The organism is Serratia sp. 506_PEND (assembly GCF_001076875.1).
Classification (GTDB): domain Bacteria; phylum Pseudomonadota; class Gammaproteobacteria; order Enterobacterales; family Enterobacteriaceae; genus Serratia; species Serratia marcescens.
This window is the reverse complement of record NZ_JVEL01000051.1, coordinates 1-10,733: the sequence shown is the minus strand read 5'-3', so window position 1 is coordinate 10,733 and position 10,733 is coordinate 1. Positions and strand designations below refer to the sequence as shown.

10 protein-coding genes are annotated in these 10,733 nt (G+C 60.0%); 3 read left to right on the top strand and 7 right to left on the bottom strand.

The genetic code is table 11. The features are described 5' to 3' along the window. The first annotated feature begins 180 nt into the window (after nt 1-180). A complete protein-coding gene (locus ADK28_RS01685; RefSeq protein WP_004933751.1) occupies nt 181-870 on the top strand; it encodes a FadR/GntR family transcriptional regulator in 690 nt (229 codons plus the stop codon). A gap of 67 nt (nt 871-937) precedes the next feature. After that, nucleotides 938-2,353, top strand: coding sequence for a multidrug transporter subunit MdtD (mdtD, locus tag ADK28_RS01680; RefSeq protein ID WP_025160302.1), 1,416 nt, complete (start codon nt 938-940; stop codon nt 2,351-2,353). On the opposite strand, the gene rbsR is transcribed toward mdtD, so the two are convergent. The 7 genes from rbsR to kup all read right to left on the bottom strand — a co-directional run bounded on the left by rbsR (nt 2,350) and on the right by kup (nt 10,202). After that, nucleotides 2,350-3,351, bottom strand: a complete 1,002-nt coding sequence (gene rbsR, locus ADK28_RS01675) for a ribose operon transcriptional repressor RbsR (RefSeq protein WP_025160301.1) — start codon at nt 3,349-3,351, stop codon at nt 2,350-2,352. The two genes, mdtD and rbsR, sit on opposite strands and share 4 nt — an antisense overlap. Before the next feature lie 4 nt (nt 3,352-3,355). Beyond that, nucleotides 3,356-4,282, bottom strand: a complete 927-nt coding sequence (gene rbsK / locus ADK28_RS01670) for a ribokinase (protein WP_048794708.1) — start codon at nt 4,280-4,282, stop codon at nt 3,356-3,358. A gap of 61 nt (nt 4,283-4,343) precedes the next feature. After that, nucleotides 4,344-5,231 (bottom strand): ribose ABC transporter substrate-binding protein RbsB, encoded by an 888-nt coding sequence (gene rbsB, locus ADK28_RS01665; RefSeq protein ID WP_025304729.1) that lies wholly within the window; start codon nt 5,229-5,231, stop codon nt 4,344-4,346. A gap of 24 nt (nt 5,232-5,255) precedes the next feature. Beyond that, nucleotides 5,256-6,224, bottom strand: a complete 969-nt coding sequence (gene rbsC / locus ADK28_RS01660; protein ID WP_004933766.1) for a ribose ABC transporter permease — start codon at nt 6,222-6,224, stop codon at nt 5,256-5,258. A 6-nt stretch (nt 6,225-6,230) separates the two neighbouring features. Continuing rightward, entirely contained in the window at nt 6,231-7,736 is a 1,506-nt protein-coding gene (rbsA, locus tag ADK28_RS01655; protein ID WP_016929626.1) for a ribose ABC transporter ATP-binding protein RbsA, read from the bottom strand. Nucleotides 7,737-7,743: 7 nt separating this feature from the next. Beyond that, complete coding sequence (gene rbsD, locus ADK28_RS01650) at nt 7,744-8,163, bottom strand: D-ribose pyranase (RefSeq protein WP_016929625.1); 420 nt, start codon at nt 8,161-8,163, stop codon at nt 7,744-7,746. Between the two features lie 170 nt (nt 8,164-8,333). Next, nucleotides 8,334-10,202 carry a low affinity potassium transporter Kup gene (gene kup, locus ADK28_RS01645; protein ID WP_015379467.1) on the bottom strand — a complete coding sequence of 623 codons (1,869 nt, stop codon included), beginning with the start codon at nt 10,200-10,202 and terminating at the stop codon, nt 8,334-8,336. Between the two features lie 283 nt (nt 10,203-10,485). On the opposite strand from kup, the gene ADK28_RS01640 reads away from it, so the two are divergent. Further along, nucleotides 10,486-10,733, top strand: a 248-nt coding sequence (locus tag ADK28_RS01640) for an AAA family ATPase (RefSeq protein WP_048794707.1), incomplete at its 3' end; no start/stop codon positions are given.

The window sequence follows — 10,733 nt, the reverse complement described above, 5'->3', positions numbered from 1 at the left end:
TTATAGGGAGTTCTCGGCGGGCCGCAACCCCTAAATGCAAAAAACTTTTCAAGCGCGTTTTTTTTCAACAAAAGGGCGAAAAAGCGGCGAATTTATGTCACTTTTTCAGGCAAACAGCCATAAAAGCTGGCGATCACTGGAGTAAAATAGAAATAACGATGTCAGTAAGGATCCGCAGCCATGCCGTTAAATGCACAACAACAGGCCGCCCAACGCAATCTTTCTTATCTGCTTGCAGAAAAACTCGGCCAACAAATTCTGGCAGGCGATTATCAGGCCGGCAGCATCCTGCCTGGTGAAATGGAACTGGGCGAGCAATTCGGCGTCAGCCGTACCGCGGTGCGCGAAGCGGTGAAGATGTTAGCCGCCAAAGGCATGTTATTGCCGCGCCCACGCATTGGCACCCGCGTGATGCCGCAAAGCCAATGGAATTTCCTCGATCAAGATTTACTGACATGGTGGATGACGCGGGAAAACTTCGATCAGGTGATGCAACACTTCCTTATCTTGCGCACCTCGCTGGAGCCGCAGGCCTGCGCGTTGGCGGCAAACCACGCCAGCCCGCAGCAAACCAAGTTGCTGGCGGGGCTGATGGCGGAAATGCGCGCGCTGCATACCCAGTTTGATCGCGAGCGTTGGATCCAGGTCGATACCCAATTCCACCAGCTCATCTACGAGGCCAGCGGCAACCCGTTCCTGACCTCGTTCGCCAACCTGTTCAGTTCGGTGTACCAAAGCTACTTCCGCGCCATCACCGGCAATGAAGTGATCAAGCTGCGCCATCATCAGGCTATCGTCGATGCGATACTCGCCGGAGACAGCGCAGGCGCCCTCGTCGCCTGCCAGGTACTGCTGAAAGAGAAAGACTAGACACGCTCCCCGCTTATATATAGAAGAAAGAGACGAGGGACAGACGACCATTTAACCAGGACCGACCATGACCCAATCCGCGCGCAGTATGGCAGGACTACCGTGGATCGCCGCAATGGCGTTCTTTATGCAGGCGCTGGACGCCACTATCCTCAACACCGCGCTGCCGGCGATCGCCCAAAGCCTGGGGCGTTCGCCGCTGGCGATGCAATCGGCCGTCATCAGCTACACGCTGACGGTGGCAATGCTGATCCCGGTCAGCGGCTGGCTGGCGGATCGCTTCGGCACTCGACGGGTATTCATCTTCGCCGTCACGTTATTCACCCTCGGTTCGCTGCTGTGCGCCTTGTCTCCTACGTTGAGCGCGCTGGTCGCCTCTCGCGTGCTGCAGGGCATCGGCGGCGCGATGATGATGCCGGTCGCGCGCTTGGCGCTGCTGCGCGCCTACCCGCGCAGCGAACTGCTGCCGGTGCTGAACTTCGTCACCATGCCCGGCCTGGTCGGGCCGATTCTGGGGCCGCTGCTGGGCGGCTGGCTGGTAACCTACGCCACCTGGCACTGGATTTTCCTGATCAATATCCCTATCGGTCTGCTCGGCATCTTCTATGCACGCAAATACATGCCGGACTTCACCACGCCCAAACGCCGCTTCGATTTCCTTGGCTTTATGCTGTTCGGCCTGAGTCTGGTGCTGATCTCCACCGGGCTGGAGCTGTTTGGCGAGCGGGTGCTGGCCAGCTACGTTTCGCTGGGCATTCTGCTCAGCGGCTTCGTAATGCTGTTCGGCTACATCGCGCACGCACGCCGCCATCCTCAGCCACTGATCGGTCTCGACCTGTTCAAAACCCGCACCTTCTCGGTCGGCATCGCCGGCAACGTCGCCTCCAGACTGGGCACCGGCTGCGTGCCGTTTTTAATGCCGCTCATGCTGCAGGTGGGATTCGGCTACACGGCGATCGTCGCCGGTTGCATGATGGCGCCAACCGCCATCGGCTCGCTGATGGCGAAATCCACCGTCACTCAGGTACTGCGCTGGTTCGGCTACCGTAAAACGCTGGTCGGCATCACCGTTATCATCGGGGTGCTGATCGCCCAGTTCGCCCTGCAAAGCCCGGGCATGCCGCTGTGGCTGATGATCCTGCCGCTGTTCGTGCTGGGCATGGCGATGTCCACCCAGTTCACCGCCATGAACACCATCAGCCTGGCGGATTTGAACGACGCCAACGCCAGCGCCGGCAACAGCGTCCTGGCGGTCACCCAACAGCTGTCCATCAGCTTCGGCGTGGCGATCAGCGCGGCGGTGCTGCGTTTTTACGAATCCCTGTCGTTAGGCACCATGATCGACCACTTCCATTACACCTTTATCACCATGGGGATCGTCACCGTGGCGTCGGCGCTGGTGTTTATGTTGCTGAGAAGGAAAGATGGCCGCAATTTGATCAGCGGCCAGGAAAGCAAAAAAGAAGCGAAGGCGGCCAGTTAACGGCGCCCCACCGAGGCGCGTTCCACCAGCTCGGGCGTCAGCACCAGCACCTGGGGGGCGCGCTCCGGGTTCTGCAGGCGGTTGATCAGCGCATCGATCGCCAATTCGCCCAGCGAATCCTTCGGTTGGTGAATGGTGCTCAGCGGTGGCGCCAGATAACGCGCCAGCTCAATGTCATCGTAACCCATCACCGCCATATCCTGCGGCACGGAAAGCCCGGCCTGATACAGCGCCTGATAAACGCCTACCGCCACCGCGTCGTTGCCGGCGAACACCGCATGCGGCGGCTCGTCCAGCGCCAGCAGTTGGCGCATGGCGTTTACCCCGCCCTCAAACTCAAAGTCGCAATGCACTTCATACCCTGGCGGAACCGGCAATCCGGCGCGACGCATCGCGTTGCGATAGCCTTCCAGTCGGTGACGGGCGGTGGTTTTATCCTGCGGACCGGCGATGCAGGCGATCTTGCGGTAGCCGCGGGCGATCAGATGATCGGTCGCCATCTCGCCGCCCAGCAGCGAGTTATCCTGAATAATGTCGTTGGCGCCCTCGAACGGCGCCCAGTCCATCATCACGATCGGCAATGACGGGTAGCGGCTCAGGGCATCTTGCGATGGCCGGTGGTTTTCGGTGCACATCAACAGCAAACCGTCGACGCGCTTTTGCAGCAGCGTCTCCATGCTGCGGTTCATGCGCGCGGCGTCTTCTTCGGTATTGCACAGAATTAAACTGTAGCCGCGTTCATAGCAGCTGCGCTCCACGCCGCGCACCACTTCGGCATAAAACGGGTTGTTGCTGGCGGTCACCAGCATGCCGATGGTGCGCGTCTGATTGAGCTTCAGGCTGCGCGCCAGCGCGGAAGGCGCATAGTTCAGCTGTTCCACGGCCGCCATGACCTTGTCGCGCACGCTGTCGCTGACAAAGCGATTGTTGTTGACCACATGCGAAACGGTAGAAGTTGAAACGCCCGCCAGGCGGGCGACATCTTTCATGGTGGCCAAAGGATCACCCCTGCTGCTGCAAGAAGGCGTCGATCTCTTCACGCCACGGCACCGAAGGCTGCGCGCCAGGGCGGGTCACGGCGATCGCCGCCGCCGCATGGGCGAAACGCACCGCGTCGGCCATGACCTTGCCTTCCAACAGGGCGGTCACCAGCGCACCGTTAAAGGTATCGCCGGCGGCGATGGTATCCACCGCTTGCACCTTGAAGCCGGGCACCCGTTTGCCGTTGCCGTTTTCGCTCAGCCACACGCCGCGGCTACCGAGGGTAATGATCACCGTCGCGATGCCCTTGTCGTGCAGCGCCTGCGCCGCACGCGCCGCATCGTCGTCGTTGTCCACGGCGATGCCGGTCAGGCGCTGGGCTTCGGTTTCATTCGGAGTGATGATATCGATCATGGCCAGCAGCTCGTCCGGCAGCTCGCGCGCCGGGGCCGGGTTGAGGATCACCTGCGTTTGATGTTGCTTCGCCAGGCGGGCGGCGGCGATCACCGTCTCCAGCGGCGACTCCAGTTGCATCAGCAGGGCATCGGCGTAGATCACTTTTTGTTGGTAGCGCGCCAGGTAATCCGGCGTCACCGCGGCGTTGGCGCCGGCATCAATGCCGATCACGTTCTCGCCTTCGGCGTTGACGAAGATCAGCGCCACGCCGGTGGTGCTGTCGGCGATGGCTTCAATCGGTTGAGTATCAATGCGATCGCTCGCCAGCTGCCGGCGGATACGCTCACCGATATCATCGGCGCCTACGCAGGCGATAAAGGCGATCTCCGCCCCGCTGCGCCCGGCCGCCACCGCCTGATTCGCGCCCTTGCCGCCAAACGCCACCTTATACTGTTTCCCGATCACCGTTTCGCCCGGGTGGGGGAACTGTTCAATATTGAGGATATGGTCGGCATTGATGCTGCCAAGAACCACCAGCTTACCTGTTTCCATCGCATTGATTCCTGAATTGCGCGCCATCGTAAACGCCCCGTTCCGATGGCGCTGGTATGACTTACTGAGTGACCAGCTTCAAATCCACCGGGATGGTCGCCGGCACTTTTTCGCCTTTCAGCACCTTATCGGCGGTTTCCACACCGATCACGCCGATCTGATCGGGGCGCTGCGCCACCGTCGCCGCCAGCTTGCCGCCTTCGACCGCTTTCACGCCGTCAGCGGTGCCGTCGAAGCCTACCACGATCACGTCGGTTTTACCGGCGGTTTGCAGCGCACGCAGCGCGCCCAACGCCATTTCATCGTTCTGGGCAAATACCGCCTGCACATCCGGGTGAGCGGTCAGCAGGTTCTGCATCACGTTCAGACCCTTGGTGCGATCGAAATCGGCCGGCTGGCTGGCCAACAGTTTGAATTTATTCTGATCCAGCGACTGTTTGAAGCCTTCGCCGCGTTCACGCGCGGCGGAGGTGCCGGCAATGCCTTCCAGCTGAATCACCTTGGCATCGGCGCCCGCTTTCTTGGCGATGAAGTCGCCGGCCATTTTGCCGCCCACGCGGTTATCCGAAGCGATGTGGCTCACCACGTCGCCCTTGCTCGCCACGCGGTCCAGCGTGATGACCGGGATCTTAGCCTGGTTGGCCATCTTGATGGCGTTGCCCACCGCGTCGGAGTCGGTCGGGTTGATCAACAGCAGCTTGGGCGCCCGCACCATCAGATCCTGCACGTTGGCCAGCTCTTTCGCCGGGTTGTTCTGGGAATCCAACACCACCAGGTTGTAGCCCAACTTGTTGGCCTCTTGCTGCGCACCATCCTTCATCGAAACGAAAAACGGGTTGTTGAGGGTGGACACCACCAGCGCGATGGTGTCTTTGGCCATGGCATTGGCGCTCAGGGTGGCGCTCAGCGCGATGGCGGAGGCTAAGGTTGCCAGTTTTTTCATTTTCATCATCGTGATTCCTGTAGGGGGAGGTTACTTGTTGCTTTTGTTATCTACCAGAACCGCCAGCAGTATCACCACTGCCTTCACGATCATTTGGTAGTAGGAAGAAACACCCAATAAATTCAGGCCGTTGTTCAGGAAGCCGAGGATCAGCGCCCCGATCAGCGTGCCGACGATGCGCCCCTTGCCGCCGGCCAGGCTGGTGCCGCCCAGCACCACGGCGGCGATGGCGTCCAGCTCATAGCCGGTGCCGGCGGTTGGCTGCGCCGACGACAGGCGCGCCACTTCGATTACCCCAGCCAACGCCGCCAGCAGGCCGCACAGCGAGTAGACGATAATCTTCACTTTATCGACGCTGATGCCGGACAGACGGGTCGCCGCTTCGTTGCCGCCCAGGGCATAAATATAGCGGCCCAGGCGCGTATGGTGCAGCATATACCAGGCGGCGATGAACACGATCGCCATGATCCAGATCGGCGTAGGCACGCCCAGCGGACGGCCGATGCCGAACCAGCCGAAGGTGTCGGCCACATCGGTGAAACCGGTGTTGATCGGGCTACCGTTGGTGTACACCATGGTGACGCCGCGCAGCAACAGCATCATCACCAGCGTGGCGATAAAGGCCTGCACTTTGCCTTTGGCGACGATCACTCCGGTGCAGGCGCCAACCGCGGCGCCCAGCGCCAGTGCCGCCGCCACCGCCACCAGCGCGTTGACCTCAAAGCCGACGATCGACGCCGCTACCGCGCCGGTCAGCGCCAGTAGCGATCCCACCGACAGATCGATGCCGGACGTGAGGATCACCAGCGTCATCCCCACCGCCATGATGGCGTTCACCGAGGTCTGCTGCAAAATATTGAACAGGTTGTTCAGGGTGAAGAAGTTCGGGCTCATGGAAGAGACCACGGCGATCAGCACCAGCAGCGCAATCAACGATTTCTGCTCTAACAGCCACTCTTTACTGAACCAGCGCTTAGCTGCGATAGTCTGGGAACTCATATCTGATTACTCCTGCTTTACGCCGTATTGCTTGCCGACGGCTGCCGCCATCAACGCTTCCTGGGTGGCCTGTTCAATCGGGAACTCGCCGCTGAGATGCCCTTCGTGCATCACCAGAATGCGATCGCTCATGCCCATCACCTCCGGCATTTCCGAAGACACCAGAATGATGCTCAGCCCTTCCTGTTTGAACTGGTTGATTAACTGATAGATCTCTTTTTTGGCGCCGACGTCGACGCCGCGCGTCGGCTCATCGAGGATCAGCACCTTCGGCCGGGTCATCAGGCCGCGGGCGATCGCCACTTTCTGCTGATTGCCGCCGGAAAGCAGACCGATCGGCTGCTCCATCGACGGCGTTTTGATATTGAACAGGCGGATGAAGTCCCCCACCGCCTGCCGCTCGTCGGCCTGCTTCAGGCTGCCGTCGGCGCGGCTGAAGTAGCGCAGCGCGGTCAGCGACATGTTTTCCTTCACCGACATGCCCAGCACCAGGCCGTCGCGCTTGCGGTCTTCCGAGATATAGACAATGCCGTTCGCCAACCCATCCTGCGGCGAATGGGTGACCACCTCGCGGCCGTCCAGGCTGACGGTACCGGCCTTGCGCGGCGCGGCGCCATACAGGATCTTCATCAATTCGGTGCGCCCGGCGCCCATCAGCCCGGCCACGCCGAGGATCTCGCCGCGATACAGCGTAAAGCTGACGTCTTCAACGCCGGGGCCGGAAAGGTGGCTGACGTCCAGCCGCTTTTCCCCGCGCGGCAAATCAAGGCGCGGGTATTGTTCTTCCAGCTTGCGGCCGACCATCATCTCAATCAGCGAATCTTCCTGCAGCTCGCTCACCGGCCGCTCGGCGATAAACTGCCCGTCGCGAAATACCGTCACGTCGTCGCAGATTTCAAAAATCTCTTTCAGGCGGTGCGAGATATACACGATGCCGCGCCCTTCGGCCTTCAGCTCGTTGATCACCTTGAACAGCGAGGCGGTTTCGGTGTCGGTCAGCGCATCGGTCGGTTCGTCCATGATGATCACTTTCGATTCGAAGCTCAGCACCTTGGCGATCTCCACCATCTGCTGATCGCCGATCGACAGCTCGCCCACCAGCCGATGGCTGCTGTAGCGCAGGTTGAGGCGCGCCAGCAAGCGATCGGCCTCGGCGTACATGCGCTTCCAGTCAATGCGGCCGAAACGGTTGACGAACTCGCGGCCGAGGAAGATGTTTTCCGCAATCGTCAGTTGCGGGATCAGGTTCAGCTCCTGATGGATAATGCCGATGCCCGCTTCCTGCGAATCCTTGGGCCCGTTGAATACCACCTCTTTACCGAGAAAATACTGACTGCCGGCGTCTTTCTGGTAGATGCCGGTCAGCACTTTCATCATGGTGGACTTCCCGGCGCCGTTTTCCCCCACCAGCGCCATCACCTTGCCGGGATAGACGCTGAGGGCGGCGCCAGAAAGCGCCTTCACGCCGGGAAAGGCTTTATCAATCCCTTTCAGTTGCAGTAAAGGTTGCATACGCGCCTCAGAAAGTTACGCCGGCGCACAGGATCACGTTCGCGTAAGGCGAACACTCCCCGCTGCGAATCACCGCCCGGCTGTGCTCGGTTTGCGCTTTAAACGCCTGATGGCTGATATAGCGCACGCTGATGGTGTTACCCTGGCGTTGGCCCAGTGCGGTCAGTTCCGCCAGCAGCGCCTCGTGGAGCGACGGATTCTGTTTCACAATCTCTTCTGCCAGAATGGCGCTTTCTACCTGCATCTCTTGCGTGACCGCCGCGAACACCTGCATGAAGGTCGGCACGCCCTGCGTCAGCGCCAGATCGATGCGCTGCGTTTCCGCCGGTATCGGCAGGCCCGCGTCGCACAGAGTGAGCTGGTCGGTATGCCCCAGCCGGGCAATCACGGCAGACACGTCGGAATTCAGTAATACGCCTTTTTTCATCTTCTCACTCCGCTAGCGAAACGTTTCGCTCTTTGGGGGAGTTTAAAAAAACGGCAGGGGAAGGCAACCGGGACAATGCAGAAGTGTGATCGTTATCGAAACGTTTCGTTCGCACACGGACAAAGCGCAAACAAAAGGGGCTCAGCCATGCTGAGCCCCTGTCAGGCGGATTAGATCTCGACCTGCGTGCCGAGTTCGATGACCCGGTTCGGCGGAATTTCGAACTGATCCGGCGCGCGCAGCGCATTGCGGCTCAGAGCGACGAACAGTTTGCCGCGCAGGTAGAGGTACCATGGCCGCTTGGTGAGGATCAGCGATTCATGGGACATGAAGAACGACGTCTCCGACATGCGGCACGGCAACCCTTCCAGCCCGCAGCGGTGGAACACTTCCTCGACGTTCGGCGTTTCACGCCAGCCGTAGCTGGCCACCACCCGCCAGAAGGTCGGCGACAGCTGCTCGATGGTTACCCGGCGCACGTTGTGCACGTAAGGCGCATCCTCGGTGCGCAGCGTCAGCAGCACCACACGCTCGTGCAGCACCTTGTTGTGCTTCAGGTTGTGCAGCAGCGCAAAAGGAATGACGTTGGTGGCGCGCGACAAGAACACCGCGGTACCCGGCACCCGCACCGGCGGCGATTTCTCCAGCGAGGCGATCATCGCCTCCAGCGAGTTGCCGTGCTCATGCAGGCGGCGCAGCAGGCGGAAGCGCTCGCTCTTCCAGGTGGTCATAATGATGAACATCACCAGCGCCAAGGTCAGCGGCAGCCAGCCGCCGGAGAACAGCTTCAGGGCGTTGGCGGAAAACATCGGCACGTCGATGATCAGCAAGATGGTCACGATGCCGATCGCCAGGAAGCGATTCCAGTGCCAGTTATTGATCGCCACCGAGGTGACCAGAATGCTGGTCAACACCATGGTGCCGGTGACCGCGATGCCGTACGCCGCCGCCAGGTTGCTGGAGTGCTCGAAGCCGATGATCACCAGCACCACCGAGATGTACAGCGTCCAGTTGATCACCGGAATGTAGATCTGGCCGGATTCCATTTCCGAAGTGTGAATGATGCGCATCGGCGACAGATAGCCCAGGCGCACCGCCTGGCGAGTCAGCGAGAAGACGCCGGAAATCACCGCCTGCGAAGCGATCACCGTCGCCAGGGTCGCCAGAATCAGCAGCGGGATCAGCGCCCAATCAGGCGCCAACAGGAAGAAAGGGTTTTTGATCGCCTCAGGATTTTTCAGCAGCAGCGCCCCCTGGCCGAAGTAGTTGAGCACCAGCGAAGGCAGCACCACGGTGAACCAGGCCAGGCGGATCGGGAACTTGCCGAAGTGCCCCATATCAGCATACAGCGCCTCGACGCCAGTGATCGACAGCACCACCGCCCCCAGCGCGAAGAACGACACCTTCTTATATTCCATAAAGAAGTTGAGCGCCCATTTGGGGTTCAGCGCCTGCAGCACTTCCGGGTTCGAAATGATGCTGCGCGCGCCCAGCACCGCCAACACGATGAACCACAGCAGCATTACCGGGGCGAACAGCTTGCCGACGCTGCCGGTGCCGTGCTTTTGGATAACGAACAGCAGCGTCAGCACCAGAATGGAGAGCGGCACGATATAGGCGTCAAGCGCAGGCGCGGCGATTTCCAACCCCTCTATCGCCGACATCACCGAGATCGCCGGGGTGATCACCACCTCGCCATAGAAGAAGCTGCCGCCGATCAGGCCCAGTATCACCAACACCGCAGTGGTGCGCGCCGAGGTATTGCGCCCGGCCAGCGACATCAGCGTCAGAATGCCGCCCTCGCCGGCGTTGTCCGCGCGCATCACGTAGGTGAGATATTTGAGGGAAACGATCACGATCAACATCCAGAAAATCAGCGACAGGAAGCCGAAAACCACGTCTGGACGAACATCGAAGCCGTAATGGCCGGAGAAACACTCTCTCAACGTATAGAGAGGGCTGGTGCCGATATCACCGTAGACCACGCCGATGGCAGCCAAGGTTACCGCCGATAAGGACTGCTTATGCTCTGCGCTCATAATTCGTTTCTTTATCAGAACATCCGTTAGCGATGCATCCGCATCAGGCAAAATACGGGCTCAAAGATCCGTCACGCCCACCAGAAAGCCGCACAGTATGCACCATTTATACCGCTTGCCTACCCTTATATCAGAGCCGAAAAATAAACAAAATGTGAACCGAATATCCGGCTTAACTTAGAAAAATATTACTAATCAACAGGCTATACCACTAAAAATAATGGTGGTTTATCATCGGATTATCGACCAAGATTGGCTAACTCTCGGACAATGCGACAATTATATGACGCCATCATCCCTTCTGGCAGAACGAATTTCCCGCCTCAGCAGCGCGCTGGAGAGCGGTCTTTATGAGCGGCAAGAGGCAATCCGTCTGTGCCTGCTGGCGGCGCTGAGCGGCGAAAGCGTATTCCTGCTCGGCCCGCCCGGCATCGCCAAGAGCCTGATCGCGCGCCGGCTGAAGTTTGCCTTCCGCAACGCCCGCTCCTTTGAATACCTGATGACGCGTTTTTCCACGCCGGAAGAGGTCTT